A 25,281-nucleotide genomic window follows, 5' to 3' on the forward strand; every position below is an offset into this window, starting at 1 on the left:
TCGGCTTTCTTCTTCCCCATGAAAAAACGGCCCGCGGGCCGTTTTTTTCATGGGGGCTGCCGCAGCAGCCTTCGTTCGGGTGGCTCAGCCCACCCACTTGCGCGCATTGCGCCAGATCTGCATCCACGGGCTCAGCTCGCCGCGGTCGCCCGGCGTCCAGCTCATCTGGATGTTGCGGAACACGCGCTCCGGGTGCGGCATCACCGCGGTGAAGCGGCCGTCCGGCGTGGTCACCGACGTGAGGCCGCCCGTGCTGCCGTTCGGGTTGAACGGGTACTGCTCGGTCGGCTGGCCATGGTTGTCCACGAAGCGCATCGCCGCGATGGCCTTGGCGGCGTCGCCGCGGTGCTTGAAGTTGGCGTAGCCCTCGCCGTGCGCCACCGCGATCGGCAGGCGGCTGCCTGCCATGCCCGCGAAGAAGATGCTGGGCGACTCGAGCACCTCGACCATCGACAGGCGAGCCTCGAAGCGCTCGCTCTGGTTGGTGGTGAAACGCGGCCAGGCTTGCGCGCCCGGAATGATGTCGGCCAGCTCGGCGAACATCTGGCAGCCGTTGCACACGCCCAGGCCGAAGGTGTCTTCACGGCCGAAGAAGGTCTTGAACTGTTCGGCCAGCTTGGGGTTGAAGGTGATGCTGCGGGCCCAGCCGATGCCGGCGCCCAGCGTGTCGCCGTAGCTGAAGCCGCCGCAGGCGACCACGCCCTTGAAATTGGCCAGGTCCGCCCTGCCCGTCTGCAGGTCGGTCATGTGGACGTCGAAGGCCTGGAAGCCGGCCTCGGTGAAGGCGTAGGCCATCTCGACGTGCGAGTTGACGCCCTGCTCGCGCAGGATGGCGACCTTGGGGCGCGACTGGAGGATGGCGGGGGCGGCAGGCGACACCGGCGCGTTCGGCAGGAAGACGTGCATGCCCGGGTCGTTCGGCACGCCTGCAGCGGCGTGCTCGGCATCGGCGCAGGCCGGGTTGTCGCGCTCGCGCGCGATCTTCCAGCTGACCGAGTCCCACACTTGGTGCAGGTCGTGCAGGCTCGCGCTGAACACCGGCTTGGCGTCGCGCCACACTTCGAGCTTGCCCTTGCCGGCATCCATGGTGGAGCTGACCGGGCGGGTCTTGCCGACGAAGTGGCTGTGGGCGCTGAGGCCGTGGGCGCGCAGCAGCTGCATCACGTCGTTGCGCTCGGCGGTGCGCACCTGCAGCACCATGCCCAGCTCTTCGTTGAACAGCGCCTTCAGCGTGAGCTCCTCGCGCCGCGCGCTGACCTGCTGCGCCCAGTTCTTGGCGTCGCCGGTTTCCATGCGGCTGTCGGAAATGCCGTCGCCTTCGGTGACCAGCATGTCGACGTTCAGCGCCACGCCGACGTGGCCGGCAAAGGCCATTTCGCAAGCGGTGGCGAACAGGCCGCCGTCGCTGCGGTCGTGCATGGCGAGGATCTTGCCGTCGGCGCGCAGCGCGTTCACGGCGTTCACCAGCGCGACCAGTTGCGCGGGGTCGTCCAGGTCAGGCACGGTGTCGCCGCTCTGGTTGAGCGTTTGCGCCAGGATGCTGCCGGCCATGCGGTGCTTGCCCTGGCCGAGGTCGATCAGCACGAGCGTGGTGTCGGCCTCTTCGGCGTCGAGCTGCGGCGTGAGCGTGCCGCGCACGTCGGCCAGCGAGGCGAAGGCGGTGACGATCAGGCTCACGGGGGACGTGACCTTCCTGGCCTCGTCGCCCTCTTTCCACTGCGTGCGCATCGACAGCGAATCCTTGCCGACCGGAATCGACACGCCCAGCGCCGGGCACAGTTCCAGGCCCACGGCCTTGACGGTTTCGTACAGCGCGGCGTCTTCGCCGGGTTCGCCGCAGGCAGCCATCCAGTTGGCCGACAGCTTGACGCGCGAGAGTTCGATGGGCGCGGCCAGCAGGTTGGTGATGGCCTCGGCCACCGCCATGCGGCCCGAGGCCGGCGCGTCGAGCGCGGCCAGCGGCGTGCGCTCGCCCATGCTCATGGCTTCGCCGGCAAAGCCCTTGTAGTCGGCCAGCGTCACGGCGCAGTCGGCCACGGGCACCTGCCAGGGGCCGACCATCTGGTCGCGGTGGCTCATGCCGCCCACGGTGCGGTCGCCGATGGTGATCAGGAAGCGCTTGGACGCCACGGTCGGGTGCGCGAGCACGTCGATGGCGGCCTTCTGCAGGTCGACGCCGGTGAGGTCCAGCGGCTTGAAGCTGCGGGTCACGGCCTTGACGTCGCGGTGCATCTTGGGCGGCTTGCCGAGCAGCACGTCCATGGGCATGTCGACCGGCTGCACCTTCGCGCCTTCGTCGGCCACCAGCAGCTGGCGCTCTTCGGTTGCCACGCCGACCACCGAGAACGGGCAGCGCTCGCGCTCGCAGAATGCCTTGAACTGCTCGAGCGACTCCGGCGCGATGGCCAGCACATAGCGCTCCTGGCTCTCGTTGCACCAGATTTCCTTGGGCGCCATGCCCGACTCTTCGAGCGGAACGGCGCGCAGGTCGAAGCGCGCGCCGCGGCCGGCGTCGTTGGTCAGCTCGGGGAAGGCATTGCTCAGGCCGCCCGCGCCCACGTCGTGGATCGCCAGGATGGGGTTGGCGGCGCCCTGCTGCCAGCAGTGGTTGATGACCTCCTGCGCACGGCGCTCGATCTCGGGGTTGCCGCGCTGCACCGAGTCGAAGTCGAGCTCGGCCGCGTTGGCGCCGGTGGCCATCGAGCTGGCGGCGCTGCCGCCCATGCCGATGCGCATGCCGGGGCCGCCGAGCTGGATCAGCAGAGAGCCGGCCGGGAACAGTATCTTCTTGGTCTGAGTGGCGTCGATGCTGCCGAGTCCGCCCGCGATCATGATGGGCTTGTGATAGCCGCGCTGCACGGTGTCGAGGTCGCTCGCCACCGTCTGCTCGTACTCGCGGAAGTAGCCCAGCAAGTTGGGACGGCCGAATTCGTTGTTGAACGCGGCGCCGCCCAGCGGGCCCTCGGTCATGATCTGCAGCGGGCTGGCGATGTGCTCGGGCTTGCCGTAGTGGCCATCTTCGGGCCAGAGCTTGGACACGGTGAAGCCGGTCAGCCCAGCCTTGGGCTTGGAGCCGCGGCCGGTGGCGCCTTCGTCGCGAATTTCGCCGCCCGCGCCGGTCGAGGCGCCCGGAAACGGGGAAATGGCGGTCGGGTGGTTGTGCGTCTCGACCTTCATGAGCACGTGGGTCAGCGCGCTTTCCTTGCCGTAGCTCTGCGACCCCGAGGCCGGAACGAAGCGCTCGATGGTGCCGCCTTCCATCACCGAGGCGTTGTCGGCGTAGGCAATGACCGTGTGCTGCGGGTTCTGCTTCTCGGTGTGGCGGATCATCGAGAACAGGCTTTGCGGCTGCGGCTTGCCGTCGATGGTGAACTGGGCGTTGAAGATCTTGTGGCGGCAGTGCTCGCTGTTGGCCTGCGCGAACATCATCAGTTCGACGTCGCTGGGGTTGCGGCCCAGGCGGGTGAAGGCGTCGACCAAGTAGTCGATTTCGTCCTCGGCCAGCGCCAGGCCGAAGCCGGTGTTGGCCGCGACCAGCGCCGTGCGCCCGCCGGCGAGCACGTCGACCTGCGCCATCGGCTGGGCCGGCAGCTCGCTGAACAGGCTGGCCGCCTGCTCCACGGTGGCCAGCACCGATTCGGTCATGCGGTCGTGCAGCGGACCGGAGACGGCCGCCAGGGCGTCGCCTTCGAGCACGGGGGCCTTGCCGATCAACGGCGACTTGAGCTTCAGGTGGTATTGCGTGACGCGTTCGACCCGGCGCAGCGCCAGGCCGCAGTTGTGGGCGATGTCGGTGGCCTTGGAAGCCCAGGGCGACACGGTGCCCAGGCGGGGCGTGACCACCACCGAAGTGCCTGCCTTGGCCGGCGCCTCGAAGGGTTCGCCGTAGGTCAGCAGCGCGGCAAAGCGCTCGCGGCCGGCCGCATCCAGCGCGGCGTCGGTGACCACCAGATGCACGAAACGGGCCGAAATGCCCTCGATGCGCGGCTCGATGGCCTGGAGCTTCGGCAGCAGTTGCCGCGCGCGGAAGTCGCTGAGCGCGCTGCCGCCCTCGAACATGGTTACGACAGGAAGGGCTTGAGGTGCGGGCTGCGTCACGGTCGATGGGGCCTCGGGGGCCGCGTTGGGAATCAAGGAATCGAGGCGGATGGCCGCTGACTGGGGCCATCCGCGTTAACCCGGCATTTTAGGCCATCGCCGGGCCGCCCTGAGAGGGCCGCGCCCCTCGGGGGGCAACGGGGACACGAAGTGCCCCGCGTTGGGGGCAGGTTCATCGGTCGATGGGATAATTCGGGGATGAGCATTCACTACAAAGACGCTGCGGGCATCGAAGCCATGCGGGTCGCATGCCGCCTGGCCTCCGAGGTACTCGACTACCTCACGCCCCTGATCAAGCCCGGCATCACGACCAACGATGTCGACCGGCTGGCCGCCGAATACATGGTCAAGCAGGGCACCACCTCGGCCACGGTGGGCTACATGGGCGCCAGCAGCGTGCCCTTTCCGAAGTCGCTGTGCACCTCGGTCAACCACGTGGTCTGCCACGGCATTCCCAATGACAAGCCCCTGAAAAAGGGCGACATCATGAACGTCGACGTGACCGTCATCAAGGACGGCTGGTTCGGCGACAACAGCCGCATGTACGTGATCGGCGACACCTCCATTGCCGCCAAGCGCCTGTGTTCCATCACCTTCGAGGCCATGTGGCACGGCATCCTGCAGGTGCGCCCCGGCGCGCACCTGGGCGACGTGGGCCACGCGATCCAGAAGTTCGCCGAAGGCCAGGGCTTCTCGATCGTGCGCGAGTTCTGCGGCCACGGCGTGGGCCAGCGCTTCCACGAAGAACCCCAGGTGCTGCATTACGGCCGCCCGGGCACCATGGAAGAGCTCAAGCCCGGCATGATCTTCACCATCGAGCCGATGATCAACGCCGGCAAGCGCGACGTGAAGGAAGACTTCAAGGGCGGCCAGTACGACGGCTGGACCATCGTCACGCGCGACCATTCGCTGTCGGCCCAGTGGGAGCACACGGTGCTGGTCACAGAGACCGGCTACGAGGTGCTCACGCTGTCCGAAGGCAGCCCGCCGCTGCCCTCGTTCGTCACCTCGACCAAGACCTGACGCGCAAGCGCACGGCCCGGTCGTGATCGAAGCAGCCAAGATCGACGTGGCGACGCTGCGCGAAGCCTATCGCGCGAAGAAGCTCGCCCTCTTCGACACCCTGCGCTTTGCGCGCGCGCCCACGCGCAGCGTGCACACGGTGCTGCGCCAGCTCTCGGCGCTGGCCGACCAGACGCTGTGCTCCCTGTGGCGGGACGCCGATTTCGGTGAATCGCTGACGCTGGTTGCCGTGGGCGGCTTCGGACGCGGCGAGCTGTTCCCGTACTCCGATGTCGACGTGCTGCTGCTGCTGCCGCCCGAAGGCCATGTCAGCGAGATCGACCCCGCCCGCATCGAGGCCTTCATCGGCCACTGCTGGGACGCCGGGCTCGAGATCGGCTCCAGCGTGCGCACCGTCGAAGAGTGCCTGTCAGAGGCCGAAAAGGACGTCACCGTCCAGACCTCGCTGCTCGAGGCCCGCCTGATCGCAGGCGACAAGAAGCTGTTCACTGCGTTCCGCCGCCGCTTCACCCGCGCCATCGATCCGCAGGCCTTCTTCGTGGCCAAGTCGCAGGAAATGCGGCACCGCCACCAGAAGTTCGACAACACGCCCTACGCGCTGGAGCCCAACTGCAAGGAGTCGCCGGGCGGCCTGCGCGACCTGCAGACCATTCTCTGGATGACCAAGGCCGCCGGCTTCGGCAGCCGCTGGGACGACCTGGCCAAGAACGGCCTGGCCACCTCGTTCGAGGCGCAGCAGATCAAGCGCAACGAGGCCCTGCTCTCGCTCATTCGCGCGCGCCTTCACGTGATCGCCAACCGCCGCGAAGACCGCCTGGTGTTCGACCTGCAGACCGCCGTGGCGGCCAGCTTCGGCTACGAAGGCGAGTCGCAGCGCAAGTCGAGCGAGGCGCTGATGCGCCGCTACTACTGGGCGGCCAAGGCGGTGTCGCAGCTCAACCAGATCCTGCTGCTCAACATTTCCGAGCGCCTGCAGCCCAGCGCGGAGCAGCACACGTCGATCAACGAGCGCTTCTACGAGCGCGCCGGCCTGATCGAGATTGCCAGCGACGACCTCTACGAGCGCGAGCCGCATGCGGTGCTCGAGACCTTCCTGCTCTACCAGAAGACCATCGGCGTGCAGGGCCTGTCGGCGCGCACGCTGCGCGCGCTGTACAACGCGCGCCACGTCATGGACAGCAAGTTCCGCAACGACCCGGTCAACCACGCGACCTTCATGCGGATCCTGACGCAGCCCTACGGCATCACGCATGCGTTCCGGCTGATGAACCAGACCTCGGTGCTGGGGCGCTACCTGCGGGTGTTCCGCAGCATCGTGGGCCAGATGCAGCACGACCTGTTCCACGTGTACACGGTGGACCAGCACATCCTGATGGTGCTGCGCAACGTGCGCCGCTTCTTCATTGCCGAGCATGCGCACGAGTACCCGTTCTGCTCGCAGTTGGCGGCCGGATGGGACAAGCCCTGGATTCTTTACGTGGCCGCCCTCTTCCACGACATCGCCAAGGGCCGCGGCGGCGACCATTCGACCCTGGGCGCGCGCGACGTGCAGCGCTTCTGCAAGCAGCACGGCATCGCCCGCGAGGACGCAAAGCTCATCGAGTTCCTGGTGGCCGAGCACCTGGTGATGAGCCAGGTCGCGCAGAAGCAGGACCTGAGCGACCCCGAGGTCATCGGCACCTTCGCCAAGCGCGTGGGCAACGAGCGCTACCTGACCGCGCTCTACCTTCTGACCATTGCAGACATCCGGGGCACCTCGCCGCGCGTGTGGAATGCCTGGAAAGGCAAGTTGCTCGAAGACCTGTACCGCTACACGCTGCGCGCGCTGGGCGGGCGCATGCCCGACCCGGACGCCGAGGTCGAGTCGCGCAAGCGCGAGGCGCTGGTACAGCTCGCCCTGCACGCCCAGCGCTTCGAGGCGCACAAGGCGCTGTGGGACACGCTGGACGTGGGCTACTTCATGCGCCACGACGCCACCGAGATCGCCTGGCACGCCAAGCAGCTCTCGCGCTTCGTGCCGCCGCGCAACGTGCCGATCGACCCGAAGGCGCCGCCCATCGTGCGCGCGCACCTGTCGCCGGTGGGCGAAGGCCTGCAGGTGGTGGTCTACACGCCCGACCAGCCCGACCTGTTCGCGCGCATCTGCGGCTACTTCGACCAGTCGTCCTTCAGCATCCTGGACGCCAAGGTGCACACCACGAGCAACGGCTACGCGCTCGACACCTTCCAGGTGGTCACCACCTTCCTGCCCGACCACTACCGCGACCTGATCAGCATGGTCGAGTCGGGCCTGGGGCACACACTCACCGAAGCCGGCGCCCTGCCCGCGCCCAGCATGGGGCGCGTGTCGCGCCGGGTGCGCAGCTTTCCGATCAAGCCGCGCATCAGCCTGTTGCCGGACGACAAGGCGCAGCGCTGGCTGCTCAACATCTCGGCCAGCGACCGGGCCGGCCTGCTGTACTCGGTGGCCCGGGTGCTGGCGCGCCACCACCTGAACCTGCAGCTGGCCAAGGTCACGACCCTGGGCGAGCGGGTGGAAGACACCTTCCTCATCAGCGGCCCGGAACTGCAGGGCCAGAAAACGCAGCTCGCCATCGAGACCGAGTTGATGGAAGCCCTGGCGTCCTGAGCCCCCCGAATCCGGTCGGCGCAACGGTCGCCCGGGTTTTAGTGCAATCAAAGGTTAACCATTGCGCTATCGCCGTCAAAATACAGGGCATGGAATCTCTGATTGAACGGCTTTCCGACTCGGTCTCTTCGGCCCAGACGCTCGAAGACCTGGCGCGCCCGATGCTCGAAATGCTCGAAGCGGTCACGGGCCTGGAGTCGACCTACCTCACGACCATTGACCTGGACAAGGGCCTGCAGCGCGTTCTCTTCGCCCGCAACGCCGGGGCCATGACGATCCCCGAGGGCATGTCCGTGCCCTGGTCCGACACGCTGTGCCGGCGCGCCCTCGAAGAAGGCCGCACCTACACCGACGACGTCGCCACCCGCTGGGGCGACTCCGATGCGGCACGCGAACTGGGCATCCGGACCTATGTGAGCACCCCGGTCCGGACCGACGGCAGCGACCTTTACGGCACCCTGTGTGCCGCCAGCGGGGCAACGCGGCCGCTGGCGCCCCATGCGGAGGCCGTGCTCCGGCTGTTTGCCAAGCTGATCGCCCAGCAGGTCGAACGCGAAATGCTCGTCCTCGAGCTCAGGAAGGCCAACGCCGAGCTGGCCGCCCACGCCTCGACCGACGCGCTCACCGGGCTGCCCAACCGCCGCAGCCTGCTCGACACGCTGCGCCGCCTGCTCGCCCACGGCGAGCGCGAGGGCCGCAGCGTGCTGGTCGGCTTCATCGACATGGACGGTTTCAAGAAGATCAACGACACGCACGGCCACGACATCGGGGACGAATTCCTGTCCGCCATGGCCGGGCGGCTGTCGGCCTCGCTGCGGGCGAGCGACGTGCTCGCGCGCTTCGGCGGCGACGAGTTCGTGGTGGTCGGCGCCGGTCCTGCGCACGACGAATCGCCGCGCACCGCCGCCCGGGCGCTCGCTGACCGCCTGGGCGAAGGCTCGATCGGCGAGCTGCGGCTGAACCAGACCATGCTCGACTACGGCGGTGCCAGCGTGGGTGTGGTGGCCGTCGACCCGCGCACCACGTCCGCCGAAGAGGCCTTGCGGCTGGCCGACGACGCCATGTACGCCGTCAAGCGCAGCCGCCGTGCCGCGACAGGCGCAAGGGAAGCGTCGTCCGCCTGAATGAACACCCGCCTGGTACGCCTCGAAAACGCCCTGGGTTCGCTCAAGGCGCGCATCACGATGGGCGGGATCATGGCCCTGGTGCTGGGCATCGGCGTGATCACCACCGTGCTGGTGCAGCGTACCGAGCACGACCTGCTGGAGGCACAGCGCCAGCGCGAGATCGGCGAGGCGGTGCGCACTGCGGCGCTGCTGGGCCACAAGGTGATCCAACTGCAGCGCGGGCTGCAGTCGGTGGCGCAGGTGCTCGACGAGACCATGCTCGACGACCAGGCTGCGCTGAACGCCTTCATGCGCGACAAGCCGATGCTGCAGAACTTCTTCGCCACCATCTACGTTGCCGGCGCGGACGGCCAGGTGCGCGTGATGGTCGACGAAAAGGGGGTCTACCGGCCCGAGCTGAACGTGCGCGACGGCCTCAACTTCCGCCGCGCGATGGCCGAAGGACGCCCGCTCGTCGGCGAGCCGCTGGTGGGCCCGATCACCGGTGAGCCGATCGTCGTGTTCACCCAGCCGTTGCGCAATCGCAAGGGTGTCTTCGGCGTGCTCGCCGGCACGCTGCGGCTGTCCAGCCGCGACCTGCTCGCCGGCGTGACCGACGCCCAGGAAAGCGACAGCGGCGCGCTGATGGTCGTCACCGATGCGCAAGGCAAGATGCTGACGCACCCCGACTGGCGGCGGCTCATGCGGCCGATCACCGAAGAACCCCGGCTCGCGCAGGCTTTCAAGGAATGGCAGGCGGCGGGCAGCCCGGTCGAGTCGCAAGGGCTTTTGCTGGCCCAGCCGCACCAGATCGCCAGCGTGGCCGGTGTGCCCGGCCCCGACTGGATGGTGTGGCGCGCGCGCGCCGAAACCGAGGTGCTCGCCCCGGTCAAGGCGGCCCGGCAGCAGGCCATGGCATGGGCGGCCAGCCTGGTCGCCGTGGTGTCCGCCGGCATGTTCCTGACCCTGTGGTGGCTGCTGCAGCCGCTGATGCTGCTGGAGCGGCGCGCACAGCACATGTTCGACGGCGCCATGCGCCCGGAAGACGGCTGGCCCAAGGCCGACGGCGAGATCGGGCATCTCGGCAAGGTGCTGCGCGACGTCGGCGTGCAGCGCGCCGAGCTGGAGCGCCTGAACGGCGAAATGATCAGCAAGCTGCGCTCGGTGATGCGCTCGGCGCCCATCGGCATCGCATTCATCCGCGACCGGCGCTTCGAGCTGGTGAGCGACGAGTTGTGCCGCCTGCTCGCCTACGCCGACCAGGACCTGCTGGGCCAGCCGGTCGACCTGATCGTGGTGCCGCCGGAAGACGACCAGCCCGCGCTGGCGGCGCTAGAGAAAGAGGCGTTTGCCAGCAGCAATTCGTACGTGGGCGAATGCCGCATGCAGCGCGGCGACGGCACCCGGTTCTGGGCCCGGCTGCGCAGCCGGCCGGTGGATTCGGAGCACACCGACTTCGGCTCGATCTGGACGGTGCTGAACATCGACGAGCAGCGCAGCGCCCGCAAGGCGCTCGAATGGTCGGCCGCCCACGACGGGCTGACCGGGCTGGCCAACCGCCAGCGCTTCGACCAGCACGCCCAGCGCCTGATCGATGCGCGGCCGCTGTCGCTGCCGGCCGCCATGGTGTTCATCGACCTGGACCACTTCAAGCAGGTGAACGACACCGGCGGCCACCTCTCGGGCGACGCCATGCTGCGCGCGGCGGCCGCGGCCATCATGTCGCGGGTGCGCTCGAACGACCTGGCCGCGCGCATCGGCGGCGACGAGTTCGCGCTGCTGCTGGAGCAATGCACGCACGAGGCGGCGGTGCGCGTGGCCGAGGACATCGTGGCCTCGATCTCCGCCATTGCGCTGCCGTGGATGTCGGGCAGCCTGCACGTCGGCGCCAGCATCGGGGTGGCCAGTCTGTCGGCAGAGATCGATTCGGTGGAAGACTGGATCTCGGCGGCCGATGCCGCCTGCTATGCCGCCAAGGCGGCGGGCCGCGGCGTGGTGCGCGCGGGCCTCGCGCCGCGCGCGCCCGTCGCGGCGCAGCCCATCGAGGACAGCATCGGAAAAGGCGCCGACGACTGAATTCGAATCCGCAAGAGGTGTAACGCCGTATCGGAGGCGTAGGATTTGTGCATTCGTTGACAAAAAGCGGGGTAGCCTGTCCAGCCGTCCCGCAATTCAGACAGTCCGCCGCTCAAAATGCGACGAAAAGTTCGCATTTGTTGCCAACAGTTAATCGATCTCAGAGAATGCACCGACATGGACACTGGCGCGACGTTTATTCAGTATTACGAGAGGAACTCCTGCAGTGCGCAATGGCTGGAATTCAACCGCGGTCTGGCTGCGGAGCTGAGCGCCGGTTTGCCGCCCGAGGACCTTCGGCAACTGTTCTTCCGTATCGGCCAGCGTCTGGCGCATGCCCTGCCAGTGCCTCATTGCGCCACGCTCGATGAGCTGCAAGACCACTTCAATGCGCGCTGGGACGGCATCGACTGGGGCTTCACCGTGCTGAGCGAAGACGCGGACGGCGTCGCCATCACCCACGCCTGCAGCCCCATCGCCGTGGCGTTCGGGCCCGACGCCACCGACTGGAGCACCGGCTTCTTCGAAGGCGTGTACCAGGCATGGTTCGATTCGCAGCACATGCCTCCCGAGCTGAGGGTGCAGGCGCTGCCCCCCGACGTGCAAGCCGGCCCCCGCATCGACCTGCGACTGTCCAAGGCCGTCGCATGAGCAACCCCGACGAACCGACCCCCGAAGACATTGCCGGGCTGTTCCGCAAGTTCGGCGGCGATGCCCATGGCTACAGGGAATTCGCGCCGCCCGAGGCCGAGGGTGAGGCGCCCCGCGCCTGGGCCTTGCTGTCGGGCGAGAAGATCTCGCACCCCCCGGTGCAAGCGGCCTTCCCGGCGGCGCCTGTGCCTGCCCCCGCGCCTGCACCGGCACCGGCACCCGTAGCACCCGCACCTGCAGCTCCCCCCGCCTGGGCGGCAGCGCCTCTCCGGGCACCGGTCGCGGCGCCTGCGCCCCTGTTCGCCGCACCGCCGGCCCGCATCGAACCCGTGCTGGCGCCGTTGCACGCACCGCAGCCGCTGAGCGCGCCGCCGGCCCGAACCGCCGCCGCACCCACCGCTGCCTTGGCCGCCGCGCCCGCCGCTGCAAGCACTCCGCTCGAACAGCTGTTCGAGCGCCTGGTCTCCCCGCAGCCGCCAGCCGCGCCGCCCGGCCCCATGTCCCGCTGGCGAAGGCCGACGTGACATGGTCGTCATCCCTGTCATTTCATCCAAAGGCGGCGTAGGCAAGACCACGGTCACGGCCAACCTGTGCACCGAGTTCGCGCAGCGCGGCCGCCAGGTGCTCGCGATCGACCTCGATCCGCAGAACGCCCTGCGCTTTCACATTGCCAGCGAGCCGCAGGCCTGCGACACCGGACTGGTCGAGGCCGCCACCGGCCTGATGCCCTGGGCCCGCGCCATCCGCCCGGCGCATGGCGGCATCATGCTGCTGCCCTTCGGCGACGTCGACGACGAGCGGCAGATCGCGTTCGAACAGCAACTGGCCCGCAGCCCCGGCTGGCTGGCCGAGACGCTGGCACGTTTCGGCCTGCCGCCCGACATGCTGGTGGTGCTCGACACCCCGCCCGGCCCGTCGGTCTACCTGCAGCAGGCCCTGCGCGCGGCCCATTTCAGCGTGGTCGCGGTGCTGGCCGATGCCGGTTCGTTCGCCACGCTGCCGATCATCGAACGCATGCTCGACAAGTACGCCCGCCCGCGCGCCGACTACTTCGGCACCGGCTACGTGGTGAACCAGGTCGACCCCGGCAAGCGCCTGAACCACGACGTCTTCGAAATGCTGCGCCAGAAACTGCGCCCCGACCTGCTCGGCGTGCTGCACCTGGACCAGGCCGTGCCGGAAGCGCTGGCCTCGGCGGTGCCGGTGCAGCGCTACGCGCCCATGAGCCAGGCCACGCAGGACATTGCCTCGTGCACCGAGCGGCTGCTCGAGCGCGTCGATGCCGGGCGGCACCGGCAACGGCTGGCGCACGAACAAGAACAAGCCCAAGACCCGTTTCCTTCGCGGAACATGGAACAGACACGATGAAAAGCGCCTCGTCCGGCCCGCAGGAGCAACCCGCCCCGCGCCCTGCCCCCGCCTTGCTGCGCCTGCTGCCGGTGCGCATCGCCGGCTGGCTCGTGGCGCTCGTGCTGCTGCCTGCGCTGATCATCGCGCCCATGACCTTCGAGCAGCAGATCGTGCTGTCGGTGGGCATCTTCGCGGCGGCGCTCATCACCAACCGGATTCGCGGTCGTTTCGCAGGCCTGGTGCTGATCTTCCTGTCGGTGGTCGTGTCCTCGCGCTACACCTACTGGCGCGTGACCGAGACCATGTTCATGGACAACCCGGTCGACCTGATGCTCGGCCTGGGCCTGCTGATGGCCGAGGTGTACGCGTTCGTGGTGCTGCTGCTGGGTTACATCCAGACCGCCTGGCCGCTGGAGCGCAAGCCGGTGCCGCTGCCGGAAGACCCGGCCGAGTGGCCCACCATCGACCTGTTCATTCCCACCTACAACGAGGCGCTGTCGGTGGTGCGCTCGACCGTGCTGGCGGCGCAGTCGATCGACTGGCCGCGCGACAAGATCAAGATCTTCGTGCTGGACGACGGCCGGCGCGACGAGTTCCGCGTGTTCTGCGAAGACGTGGGCGTGACCCATGTCACGCGCGACAACAACCGCCACGCCAAGGCCGGCAACATCAATGCCGCGCTGAAGAACACCACGGGCGAGTTCGTCGCGATCTTCGACTGCGACCACATCCCCACGCGCTCGTTCATGCAGATCGCCATGGGCTGGTTCGGGCGCGACCCCAAGCTGGGCATGGTCCAGCTGCCCCACTATTTCTTCTCGGCCGACCCGTTCGAGCGCAACCTCGACACCTTCGGCACGGTCCCCAACGAAGGCGAGCTTTTCTACGGCCTGATCCAGGACGGCAACGACCTGTGGAACGCCACCTTCTTCTGCGGCTCCTGCGCGGTGCTGCGCCGCACCATCGTGGAAGAAGTGGGCGGCATCGCGGTGGAAACCGTGACCGAGGACGCCCACACCGCGCTGAAGATGCACCGCCGCGGCTACAGCACGGCCTACCTGGCACTGCCGCAGGCCGCCGGCCTGGCCACCGAAAGCCTGTCGGGCCACGTGGGCCAGCGGATTCGCTGGGCGCGCGGCATGGCGCAGATCTTCCGCATCGACAACCCGCTGTTCGGGCGCGGCCTGCACTGGGCGCAGCGCCTGTGCTACGTGAACGCGATGCTTCACTTTCTGTACGGCCTGCCGCGGCTCATCTACCTGACCGCGCCACTGGCCTACCTGTACTTCGGCGCGAGCGTGATCCATGCCTCGGCGTCGATGATCTTCGCCTTCGCGCTGCCGCACATCCTGCACGCCAACCTGACCAACAGCCGCATCCAGGGGCGCTTCAGATACCTGCTGTGGAACGAGGTGTACGAGGCGGTGCTGGCCTGGTACATCTTCCGCCCCACGCTGGTGGCGCTGATCAACCCCAAGCTCGGCAGCTTCAACGTGACGGCCAAGGGCGGCCTGATTCAGAAAGAGTATTTCGACAGCACCATCGCCAAGGCGAGCCTGGTGCTGCTGGCGCTGAATTTCGTGGGCGTGTGCCTGGGCGTGTGGCGCCTGACCTGGGTCGACCCGCAGAACATCGCCACCGTGTGGCTGAACCTGGCCTGGACGATCTACAACCTGATGATCCTGGGCGCCTGCGTGGCCGCGGCCAACGAGTCGCGCCAGCTGCGCGGCGCGCACCGCGTGGACCTGGTGCTGCCGGCCACGCTGTACTTCGCCGACGGCCGCTCGCTGCGCTGCAACACCTTCGACTTCTCCAGCGGCGGCCTGGGCGTGGAACTGCCCGAAGACCTGAAGCTCGACCTGGAAACACCGGTGCAGGTGGCGCTCTACCGCAACGACCAGGAGTCGCGCTTCGACTCCACCGTGCGCTTCAGCGCCGGCAAGCGCCTGGGCCTGCGCTTCGCACCGATGAGCTTCGCGCAGGAGCGCGCGCTGGTGCAGTGCACGACCGCGCGCGCCGACATCTGGGCGGCCCGCTGGGGCAACCATCCACGCGTGCCCATTCACCGGGTGCTCGGCCACATCATCAGCATCAGCGGCACAGGTTTTCGCGACATGTTCAGCCATTACTACCGTGCGGCCGCCTCGCGGCTGCGTCCCGTCAAAGCCAAGGAATCCACGTGACGACCACCCAGCGCGCGCACCGTCGCGCCGTGACCCCTGCTCGCGTGGCTTCCCGCTCGCTTTCGCAATCGCCCGCCGGCGCCACGCTGCTGACGGTGGCTCTTCTGGGTGCTTTCGGGGCGTTCGCTGCCTTCTCCGGCAGTGCCCGCGCCCAACCGCGCCCGCTGGCGCCGCCGCCCTCGACCAGTGCGCAGGCCCCGGCCGTTGCGGCCGCCGCGCCGGTGACGCCGACCGCGGCCGCATCGCGCGCATCGGCTGCGTCGCCGGCCCCCGCCACCGTCGCCGCCGGTGCGCCTGCCGCCAGCCCGGCCGCCGGCGCTGTGCGCGAATTCAACCTCACGCAGCTGGGCATCGACTACGCGGTGCAGCTGCGCGGCATCAGCGGCACGGTGGGCATTCCGTTCAACGTGCGCGCCGACGAACTGGTCACGGCCGCCTCGTTCAAGCTGAACTACGCCTATTCGCCCTCGCTGATTCCCGAGCTGTCGCACCTGAAGGTCACGGTGAACGACGTGCTGGTGGCCACGCTGGCGGTGAACCGCGCCGACGCGGGCAAGCCGCAGACGGCCGACATTCCGATCGACCGGCGCCTGATCACCGAGTTCAACCGCATCAACGTCGAGTTGATCGGCCACTACACGCGCGAGTGCGAAGACCCGGCCCACACCAGCCTGTGGGCGCGCATCGACGCCACCAGCACGCTGAAGCTGACCGTGGCGCCGCTGAAGCTCACGAACGACCTGGCCACGCTGCCGCAGCCCTTCTTCGACCGCCGCGACGTGCGACGCGCGCGCATTCCCTTCGTCTTCGGCGCGCCCGCGGCGGGCCCGGTGCTCGAAGCGGCCGGCGTGCTGTCGTCGTGGTTCGGCTCGCTGGCCGATTACCGCGGCGCGACCTTTCCGGTGTCCAACGGCGAGCTGCCGAACGGCCACGCCGTGGTGTTCGTCACGCCGGAGTCGAACATTCCCGGCCTCACGCTGCCCGCCATCCAGGGCCCGGCGCTGGCCGTGGTCGACAACCCGCAGGACGTCTCGGGCAAGCTGCTGCTGGTGATGGGGCGCAACCCGGCCGACCTGCGCACGGCCGCCGCCGCGCTGGCGCTCAACAGCAAGGCCTTTGCCGGCGCGCAGGCTGCCGTCACCGCGTTCCAGGAACCGGCTGCGCGCAAGCCCTATGACGCGCCACGCTGGATCCCGAGCGACCGCGCGTTGCAGCTGGGCGAGCTGACCACCGCCGCCGACCTGTCGGTGACCGGCTACAACCCCGACGTGGTGCGCGTCAACCTGCAGTTGCCGCCCGACCTGTTCACCTGGCGCAGCCGCGGCATTCCGCTCGACCTGCAATACCGCTACACGCCGCGCGTGCGACCCGACCAGTCGACCCTGAACGTCAACGTCAACGACAACTTCATCGGCGGACTGCCGCTGCGCTCGGCCAACCCGGCCGGCGACCGCTGGTGGAACCCGCTGGCCGTGAAGCTGATGCCCGACGGCACGCTGGCAGAGCACAAGGAAATCATCCTGCCGCCGCTGGCCATGGGCGCGCGCAGCCAGCTGCGCCTGCACTACTACTTCGAACCGGTGGGCGGGCGCTGCGTGCCGCAGCTGGACAACGTGCGCGGCTCGATCGACCCGACCTCCAAGATCGACGTGTCGGGCTTCCCGCACTTCATCGCAATGCCCGAGCTGGCGGCCTATGCCAACGGCGGCTTCCCGTTCTCGCGCATGGCCGACCTGTCGGACACCGCCGTGATCCTGCCGGACCAGCCCGACAGCAACGACACCGAGACCTACCTGGGCCTGCTCGGCCAGATCGGCCGCTCCACCGGCTATCCCGCGCTGCGCGTGAAAGTGGGCCGCTCGGGCGAGGCGGCGCAATGGGCCGACAAGGACCTGCTGGTCATCGGCAACCTGCAGAGCCAGCCGCTGTTCACGCAGTGGGCGGACAAGATGCCGCTCAAGCGCAACGGCAATTCGCCGGAGCTCAAGCTCAACAGCTGGATCGACAACGCCGTCGACTTCGTGATCGGCGCGCGCACCCGCGAGGACTTGCCCGGCGCGATGCAGATCGCGGTGAGCGACGACGGCCGCGATGCGGTGCTGGCCGGCTTCGAGTCGCCGCTGCGCAGCGGGCGCAGCGTGATCGCCGCCATCACCACGGCGGGCTCGAAGGAAGCGCTGCTCAACGCGCTCATGACGCCCGACCTGCTCAAGAGCGTGCAGGGCAGCATGACCATCGTGCGCGACACGCAGGTCAACAGCGTGCTGGGCGGCGACACCTACTACGTCGGCCGCCTGCCTCCCATCGCCTGGGTGCAATGGAACCTGTCGCGCAGCCCGCTGATGCTGGGTGCGCTGGTGATCGTGCTGGCCCTGCTGGGCGCGGCCGTGTCGTATGCGGGCCTCCAACTGCGGGCGCGCCGTCGCCTGTCGGTCAATAAGGCCAAATAATCTCTTCATGCGACGTTTGCAGATCATCACGCCCTCCCCAAAACCGCTCGCAGGCCGACGCGCCCTGCTGGCGGCGGCCGGCCTTGCGCTGACGCTGCCGAAGCTGGCGGCCGCAGCGCCGGGCACTGCGCCTGCCGCCGCCGGACCCGCTGCCGCCCCTGCGGCGGCGCCGGCTTCCGCAGCTGCACGGGCCAGCGCGCCCGCGCCTTCTCCTTCTCCTTCTTCGTCCGCGGCTGCGCCGGCTCCCGCCCCGGTCGCCGCGGCCTGCCATCCGGCCACCGACTGGGCGGCCTTCGCGGGGCGCCACATCCAGCCCGACGGCCGGGTGATCGACTTCAGCACGGCACAGCAGCAGTCGACCTCCGAGGGGCAGTCGTACGGCCTGTTCTTCGCGCTGGTCCACAACGACCGCGCCACCTTCGCGCGCGTGCTGTCCTGGACCGAGGCCAACCTCGCGGGCGGCAGCCTGGCCAAGCAGTTGCCGGCCTGGCAGTGGGGCCGCAAGCCCGAAGGCGGCTGGGGCGTGCTCGATGCCAACTCGGCGTCCGACTCGGACCTGTGGATCGCCTACGCGCTGATGGAAGGCGGCCGGCTCTGGAACGAAGCCAACTACCGCACCCTCGGGCGCGCCGTGCTGGCGATGGTGGTGCGCGACGAAGTGATCTCGCTGCCCGGACTCGGCCGCATGCTGCTGCCCTGGCCCAAGTCGGTGGCCAGCGGGCCGCTGTGGCGCCTCAACCCGAGCTACATGCCGCTGCAGTTGCTGCGCTACTTCCAGCAGGCCGACCCGGCAGGGCCGTGGAACGAGGTCACTGACAACACGCTGCGCATGTTCGGCGGCGTCACGCCCAAGGGTTTCGCGCCCGACTGGTGCGCCTGGTCGCAGAGCGATCGCGCCTTCGTGCCCGACCCGGTGAAGGGTGCCACCGGCAGCTACGACGCCATTCGCACGTACCTCTGGGCGGGCATGCTGTCCGACAAGGACCCGGCGCGCAAGATGCTGCTGCTGAACCTGCGCGGCCCGCGCCAGGAGTTGGCCGACGGCCATCCGGTGCCCGAATACGTCGACACCGTGACGGGTGCCGTGCGCGGCATGGCGCCGCTGGGTTTCTCGGGCGCGATGCTGCCCTACCTGAAGGCGCTGAACGACAACGACGCGCTGGCCGTGCAGGTCGCGCGCGTGCCGGGCGGCCGCGTGCCCCCTCGTGCGCCGAACGACACCACCCCGCCGGTGGCGCCTTTGCCTTACTACGAACAGTGCCTGTTGCTTTTCGGTCAGGCCTGGCTCGACGGCCGCTATGAATTCGGCCGAAACGGCCAGCTGCAAACCTCATGGAGAACGCTATGCCGTCCCAATCGACCGGCTTGAAGCCGCAGCGTCCCTCTCGCGTCGCCCCACTTGCGTCGCCGCGCACGCCGGGGCGCCTGTCGTCCCAGTCGCAGCAATGGATGGCCTGCCTCGGCATGCTCGCAGCGCTGTGCACCGCCAACCCTGCCCACGCGCAGGCCGACGCCGCCGCGGCGCTCGTCGAGCAAGGCACCTACTGGCAGGCCCAGGGCCGTGCCGACCTGGCCGAGGAGAGCTGGAAGAAGCTGCTGACCGTCAACCCGCGCTCGGCCGACGCGATGTACGGCATGGCGCAGGTCGAGCTGTCGCGCAACAACGCGGAGCCCGCCCGCAGCTGGATCGCCCGGCTGCGCGCCGCCGCCCCGAACGACCCGCGCCTTGCACGCCTGCAGCAGCAGGCCCAGCAGCCCGGCCAGGCCGGCAGCACGCTGCAGCGCGCCCGTGCCGCCGCGCGCAGCGGCCGCGCCGCCGAGGCCGTGGAGCTGTACCGCAGCCAGTTCGACAACCAGGCGCCGCCCGAGGCGCTGGCGCTGGAGTACTACCAGGTGCTCGCCAGCACGCCCCAAGGCGCCGACGAAGGCCGCAAGGGTCTCGAGCAGCTGGTGAAGGACCATCCCGACAACGCCAACTACCGGCTCGCGCTGGCGCAGCAGAAGACCTACAGCGAACCGACGCGCCGCGCCGGCATCCGCGAACTGGTCGAGCTGAGCAAGCAGCCCGCCGTGGCCGGCGCCGCGCGCGCGGCCTGGCGCCAGGCGCTGATCTGGCTCGATGCGCGCCAGCCCGACGTGCCGCTCTACCAGGACTACCTGAGCAGCAACCAGACCGATGCGGCCGTCGCCGCCCGGCTGGAAACGCTCACCACCGCCAAGACCGCCGCGGCGAACACGCCCGACGTGCCCGTGGGCGAAGGCTTCAAGGCGCTGGACCGCGGCGACGCGGCCACCGCCGAGCAGCGCTTCCAGCTGGCGCTGCGTGCCAAGGCCGACGACACCGAGGCCCTGGGCGGCCTGGGCCTGGTGCGGTTGCGCCAGGAGCGCTTCGCCGAAGCGCAGGAACTGCTGGAGCGCGCGGTGCGCGGCGGCGGCAGCAAATGGAATTCGGCGCTGCAAAGCGCCACCTACTGGACGCTGGTCGGGCAGGCCCGCGCCGCGCAAGGCAAGAACGACCTGCGCGGTGCGCAGTCGCTGTATGAACGCGCCGTGCGCATCGACGCACGCGAACCCGTGGGCCAGAACGCGCTGGCCGACCTGCGCGCCGCCGCCGGCGACTACGCGCAGGCCGAACAGGGCTACAAGCGCGTGCTCGAAAGCAAGCCGCAGAACACGCAAGCGCTGCGCGGGCTGATCTCGGTGTACGGCCAGACCGGCCGCCCCGACGAGGCCCTGGCGCTCGCGCGCCGCCTCACGCCCGAGCAGGCCACGCAGCTCGGCGGGCTGCGCGACATCCAGGTCGAGCAGGCGCGCACCCGTGCCCGCCAGCAGGCCGATGCCGGCGACGCGGCCGGCGCGCAGCGCACGCTCGAAGACGCGATGCTCGCGGCGCCCGACAGCCCGTGGGTGCGCCTGGACCTGGCGAACATCTACCGCAAGCAAGGCATGGTGTCCGAGGCGCGCGGCGTGATGGAAGGGCTGCTGATGTCGCAACCCGACATGCCCGACGCGCTGTACGCCAGCGCCCTGCTCGCCTCCGAAACGGGCGACTCGGCCGCCGGCATCCAGTACCTCGAACGCATTCCTGCCGCGTCGCGAACGCGCGACATGGCCGGGCTGCAACGCCGCCTGTGGGCGCAGTCGCAGGCCGCGCGCGCACTCGCATTGGCACGCCAGGGCCAGGTCGACGCGGCCCGCGGCGTGCTCGCCCAGGCCGAGTCGGCGCTGAGCACCGACATGCCGGCCGAACTGTGGGGCCAGCTTGCAGGCGCCTACGCGGAGATCGGCGACGCGCCGCGCGCGCTGGCCATGAGCCGCCAGCTGCTCGCGCGCTCGCCCACCCCGAGCATCGGCGACCGCCTGCTGTACGCGTCGGTGCTGCTCAAGACCAAGCAGGACATCGAGCTGTCCGCCGTGCTGCGTCAGCTTGCCAGCGTGAACATGACGGCCAGCCAGCGCAACGACTTCGACAGCCTGCGCGTGGCCTTCGCGCTGCGCCAGGCCGACGCGCTGCGCGAAGCCGGCAACCTGGAAGCCGCGTACAACGCGATGGCGCCGGTGCTGGCCGAGCGCCCGAACGACCCGCAGGCCATGGGCGCGCTGGCGCGCATGTACTCGGCCGCCCGCGACGAGAGCCAGGCCCTGGCCCTGTACCAGCGCATTCTTCAGCGCAACCCGACCGACCTGGACACCCTGCTGGCCGCCGCCGCCAGCGCCAGTGCGCAGCGCGAACACGGCGAGGCCGAGAACTACGTCATGGCCGCGCTGAAGCAGGCGCCCGACCAGTCGCGCGTGCTGGCTGCCGCCGGCCGCGTGTACCGCAATGCGGGCGAAAGCCGCAAGGCCGAGCAGTACCTGCGCGCCGCGGTGGACGCCGAACGGCAGGTCGCCTCGGGCGGTGCGCCGGGCGGCGTGCCGTCGCAGATGGGGGGCGGCAATCCGTTCGCCGGCATGACCGGCAGCGGCGCGCCGGGCGCGGCCGTGCCCACGGGCTATCCGCCGGCCAACGGCAACCCGTTCGCGCAGCAGGCGCGCATGCAGCCGGTGTCCTATCCCGGTGCGGCGGCCGCGGCGCCGGTCTACGCGCAGGCCTACCCTGCGGCGGGTTACCCCGTGAACCCGCAGCAGCAGGCCTACCCTGCCTACCCGGGCGGGGCGACGCCAAATGCCTACCCACCGGGGGCCCTGCCCTGGGGTACCACCGCACCGGCGTCGACGGCCAAGGGCCGCGCCGCCAAGGGCGCGACGCGCACCGCGCGCAACAACGCGAACAACGGCAACGTGCCGCAGGCCTCGGCCTATGTGGCACCGTCCATGCAGCCGATGCAGCAGTACCCGGTGCCCGGCACGCAGCAGGTGGCGCCCGTCTACATTCCGCAGGCGCAACCGGGCGGCTATCCGGCGTATCCGCAAGCCAATGCGGCCTATGCGCAGGCCAACGCCCCGCGCAGCGAACCCAGCTGGAATGCGCCGCTGCGCCCCGCGCCGGCGAACACGCTGACCTCGGAGCTGCAGGACCTCGAGGCCCAGCGTGCCGTCAGCCTCACCGCGGGCACCGTCTTTCGCAACCGTGCGGGCGAAGCGGGCCTGAGCCGGCTGTCGGACTTCCAGCTGCCGGTGCAGGCACGCTTTCCGGTCGGCGAAGGCAAGATCGTCGTGGGCGTGACGCCCACGGTGCTCGACGCCGGCACGCCCGCCAGCGACTACCCCACCGGCAGCCGCTTCGGCGGCGGCCCGGCGGCGGCGCTCAATGCGCTGCGCAGCGGCACGACGACCAACCAGCAGAACGCCAGCGGCGTCGGCCTGAACGTGGGCTACGAAGGCAAGAACCTCGAGGCCGGCATCGGCACCACGCCATTGGGTTTCCCGACCACGAACGTGGTGGGCAACGTCACCTTCAAGGGTGGCTTCGGCGACTCGTGGACCTACAAGGCCGACCTCTCGCGCCGCGCGGTGACCGACAGCGTGCTGTCGTTCGCCGGCGCGAAGGACGAGCGCACCAACGAGCGCTGGGGCGGCGTGGTCGCCACCGGCGCGCGCGGCGACATCGGCTACGACGACGGCACCTACGGTGTGTACGGCTACCTCGCGGCGCACGGCATCACGGGCAAGAACGTGGCCAGCAACTCGCGCTTCGAAACGGGCGGCGGCGCCTACCTGCACCTGCTGAACAGCGCCAGCTCCAAGCTCACGCTGGGCATGAACATCGGGCTGATGGGCTACGAGAAGAACCTCAGCTACTACACCTTCGGGCAAGGCGGCTACTTCAGCCCGCAGAGCTTCGTGAGCGTGGCGTTCCCGGTCGACTGGACCGGCCGCGCCGACCGGCTCGCGTGGCGTGTGAACGCCTCGCTGGGCGTGCAGTCGTTCACCCAGAAGTCGTCGCCCTACTTCCCGACGGACCCGACGCGCAACGCCGGCGCATCGAGCGCGGCCAGCGAAGCGCTGGCGCTGGGCCTGAGCAGTGCGGTCTACAACAACACGTACGCCAGCACGTCGAAGACCGGCCTGGCCTACAACCTGGCCGCGGTGCTCGAGTACCAGCTGGCGCCGAAGATGTTCCTGGGGGGTGCGCTCGGCTTCAACAACGCGCAGAACTACCGCCAGTTCACCGGCAGCGTGTACCTGCGCTACATGTTCGGCGGCTCCAGCACGCTGGGTGCGCCGGGCTACGGCAGCGGGAGCGGCACCACGCTGAACCCGATGACCTCGCCCTACACGCCGCTGCTCTGACGCGCAAGCCGGGGCGCCGGGCCCCGGTTCGGCGCCCTTTTCAGCTGCGAGCCACGGCGGGCAGCACGATCGTGCCGGTCGGCGCGTCGGTGCCCCACAGGGGCGCCTGCTCGTACTGCGCCACCCATTGCACGATGTCCTTGGCGGCCATCGGCCTGGCAATGCCGTAGCCCTGGGCCAGCGTGCAGCCCATGGCGAGCAGCGCCTCGCCCAGCTTCGCGGTTTCCACGCCCTCGGCCACCGCCGTGAGGCCGAGCGCATTCAGCAGCGCCAGGATGCCCTGCACGATGGCGCGGTCCTGCTCGTTCTCGGCCATGCCGCGCACGAAGGACTGGTCGATCTTCACGGCCGACACCGGCAACTGGCGCAGGTAGGTCAGCGACGAATAGCCGGTGCCGAAGTCGTCGATGGTGACGCCCACGCCCAGCGCCTTGCAGGCCTCCACGAACAGGGCGACGTTCGCGAACTGGCTGATGGCCGTGGTCTCGAGGATTTCCAGCTCGAGCATGCCGGCGCCCAGCTTCGGAAACTGCGCCAGGTGGCGCGCCAGCCGGTCGACGAAGTCCCAGCGCATCATGTGGCGCGGCGCGACGTTCACGCTCACCGAAATCTGCAGGCCCGCCAGGCGCCACTGGTGCGCCTGCCAGAGCGCGGTGGCAATGGCCCAGTCGCCCACCTGCTCGACCAGCGCGTCGTCTTCGATGAGCGGCACGAACTGCACGGGCGGCAGCAGGCCGCGCTCGGGGTGCTGCCAGCGGATCAGTGCCTCCACGCCGACCACCACGCCGCGCTGCATGTCGACCTTGGGCTGGTAGACCAGGAAGAACTCGCCCTGCAGCAGCCCTTCCTGGATGCGCTGGCGTTCGCGCACGATCTGCTCGTCGGCGCGCGCCTGCGGGGCGTCGAAGTAGTGCACCTTGCCGTCGGCCGCGCGCTTGGCGAAGAAGGCCGCGTGCTGCGCCTGGCGCAGGGCGGTTTCGGGCGGCGGGCCGTTGCTGTCGAGCATCATGGCGCCGATGCTGGCGTCGATGCTGGCGGGCTGGTCGCGCCAGGCCCAGGGCTCGGCCAGCGCGGTCTGGATGCGTTCGAGCACCTGCGCGCATTGCGAGGTGCCCAGGCCGGCGAACACGGCCGCGAACTCGTCGCCGCCCACCCGGGCCATCACGCTTTCGCGGGGCAACTGCGCCTGCACGCGGCGGGCCACCTCTTCGAGCGCGGCATTGCCCGCGACCATGCCCAGGCGGTCGTTCAGCTCGGCAAAGCGGTCGACGTCGATGTAGCAGACGGCCGCCAGGCGCTTGCCTGCCCGGGCCCAATCGGCCATCAGCGGGCGCAGCACCTCATCCGGCGGAAGGCGTGCCGAACCGTCGTAGTACGAAGGCAATGAGACGGGAGGTTGGGTGTTCGACAAAAGACTGTGGCTCCGGAAAGTCGCGGACTATTGTTCTCCCAATTCGGGGCATTCTGCGGTCAGGCGCCCAGAAATGTTACACGCGCAGTGTGCGCACAACACTCATGCATGCATCCCGCGGCCGGCGCCTGCCGGGCTAGCCACAGAACGCACCCACCACCCGGCCGGTGGATTCGACCTGCACGCTGAGCCGCGTGATGTCCGGGGCCGGATAGTCGGTGTCCGCGGCCAGCACGACGCGGGCCAGCCTGGCGCCCGCGCGCTGGCGCATTTCTTCCAGCAGCTGCGGGGTCGCACGCAGGCCCAGCCCGAAACGCGCGGCAGCGGCCCGGCAGGCCTCGGGCGGCGCGGCGAAGCTCGGCGGCTCGGGCACCTCGGAGGTGAGCGGCCGGTCCTTCGGGGGCGACTGGCAGCCCGCGAGCAGCAAGCCCGTTCCCATCGCCAGGCCCAGGGTACTCAGTGCAAGCCGGACCCGGCCTGGACCATTCGTCGTCATGCGCATGTGTTCTTGCTCCTTGAAACTGGGCGAGAGCTTAGGGGACCCGGCGACGGCCCCGCGGCACAGGTGACG

At 69.5% G+C, this 25,281-nt stretch carries 14 protein-coding genes; 11 read left to right on the top strand and 3 right to left on the bottom strand.

The annotated features are described in order from the left end of the window. Positions 1 to 84 precede the first annotated feature (84 nt). Positions 85 to 4,059: a phosphoribosylformylglycinamidine synthase gene (gene purL / locus ACSFBM_RS26235; RefSeq protein ID WP_435487095.1), complete on the bottom strand. Its 3,975-nt coding sequence runs from the start codon at positions 4,057 to 4,059 to the stop codon at positions 85 to 87. Positions 4,060 to 4,296: 237 nt separating this feature from the next. Here purL and map point away from each other — a divergent pair, with 237 nt between their 5' ends. From map to ACSFBM_RS26290, 11 genes are all read left to right on the top strand, one after another. Continuing rightward, on the top strand, positions 4,297 to 5,121 hold the full coding sequence (map, locus tag ACSFBM_RS26240; protein ID WP_435440316.1) for a type I methionyl aminopeptidase: 825 nt from the start codon (positions 4,297 to 4,299) through the stop codon (positions 5,119 to 5,121). 22 nt (positions 5,122 to 5,143) lie between these two features. Beyond that, on the top strand, positions 5,144 to 7,750 hold the full coding sequence (locus tag ACSFBM_RS26245) for a [protein-PII] uridylyltransferase (RefSeq protein ID WP_435487025.1): 2,607 nt from the start codon (positions 5,144 to 5,146) through the stop codon (positions 7,748 to 7,750). An 89-nt stretch (positions 7,751 to 7,839) separates the two neighbouring features. Next, a complete protein-coding gene (locus ACSFBM_RS26250) occupies positions 7,840 to 8,874 on the top strand; it encodes a sensor domain-containing diguanylate cyclase (RefSeq protein WP_435487026.1) in 1,035 nt (344 codons plus the stop codon). After that, complete coding sequence (locus ACSFBM_RS26255; protein ID WP_435487027.1) at positions 8,875 to 10,932, top strand: sensor domain-containing diguanylate cyclase; 2,058 nt, start codon at positions 8,875 to 8,877, stop codon at positions 10,930 to 10,932. 177 nt (positions 10,933 to 11,109) lie between these two features. Next, positions 11,110 to 11,583 (top strand): cellulose biosynthesis protein BcsD, encoded by a 474-nt coding sequence (bcsD, locus tag ACSFBM_RS26260; RefSeq protein ID WP_435440320.1) that lies wholly within the window; start codon positions 11,110 to 11,112, stop codon positions 11,581 to 11,583. Then, complete coding sequence (locus ACSFBM_RS26265; protein ID WP_435487028.1) at positions 11,580 to 12,107, top strand: BcsR/BcsP family cellulose biosynthesis protein; 528 nt, start codon at positions 11,580 to 11,582, stop codon at positions 12,105 to 12,107. Before bcsD ends, ACSFBM_RS26265 begins: the two co-directional genes overlap by 4 nt. 1 nt (position 12,108) lies before the next feature. After that, positions 12,109 to 12,951, top strand: coding sequence for a cellulose biosynthesis protein BcsQ (gene bcsQ / locus ACSFBM_RS26270; protein WP_435487029.1), 843 nt, complete (start codon positions 12,109 to 12,111; stop codon positions 12,949 to 12,951). Continuing rightward, a complete protein-coding gene (gene bcsA / locus ACSFBM_RS26275; protein ID WP_435487030.1) occupies positions 12,948 to 15,116 on the top strand; it encodes a UDP-forming cellulose synthase catalytic subunit in 2,169 nt (722 codons plus the stop codon). Before bcsQ ends, bcsA begins: the two co-directional genes overlap by 4 nt. Continuing rightward, complete coding sequence (gene bcsB / locus ACSFBM_RS26280; RefSeq protein WP_435487031.1) at positions 15,113 to 17,566, top strand: cellulose biosynthesis cyclic di-GMP-binding regulatory protein BcsB; 2,454 nt, start codon at positions 15,113 to 15,115, stop codon at positions 17,564 to 17,566. The genes bcsA and bcsB overlap by 4 nt, the downstream gene beginning before the upstream one ends. Positions 17,567 to 17,573: 7 nt before the next feature. Beyond that, the gene (bcsZ, locus tag ACSFBM_RS26285; protein ID WP_435487032.1) at positions 17,574 to 18,935 is read left to right on the top strand and encodes a cellulose synthase complex periplasmic endoglucanase BcsZ; all 1,362 of its coding nucleotides are present in this window, start codon (positions 17,574 to 17,576) and stop codon (positions 18,933 to 18,935) included. Next, entirely contained in the window at positions 18,911 to 23,299 is a 4,389-nt protein-coding gene (locus tag ACSFBM_RS26290; protein WP_435487033.1) for a cellulose biosynthesis protein BcsC, read from the top strand. The genes bcsZ and ACSFBM_RS26290 overlap by 25 nt, the downstream gene beginning before the upstream one ends. A gap of 40 nt (positions 23,300 to 23,339) precedes the next feature. Here the strand turns inward: ACSFBM_RS26290 and ACSFBM_RS26295 are convergent, their stop codons facing one another. Together ACSFBM_RS26295 and ACSFBM_RS26300 are read right to left on the bottom strand one after the other, a co-directional pair. Beyond that, on the bottom strand, positions 23,340 to 24,683 hold the full coding sequence (locus ACSFBM_RS26295; protein ID WP_435487034.1) for a putative bifunctional diguanylate cyclase/phosphodiesterase: 1,344 nt from the start codon (positions 24,681 to 24,683) through the stop codon (positions 23,340 to 23,342). A 163-nt stretch (positions 24,684 to 24,846) separates the two neighbouring features. Continuing rightward, entirely contained in the window at positions 24,847 to 25,206 is a 360-nt protein-coding gene (locus tag ACSFBM_RS26300; protein ID WP_435487035.1) for a hypothetical protein, read from the bottom strand. Positions 25,207 to 25,281: the final 75 nt, after the last annotated feature.

The sequence above is a fragment of the Variovorax pasteuri genome, assembly GCF_051216435.1.
In the GTDB taxonomy this organism is placed as follows: domain Bacteria; phylum Pseudomonadota; class Gammaproteobacteria; order Burkholderiales; family Burkholderiaceae_C; genus Variovorax.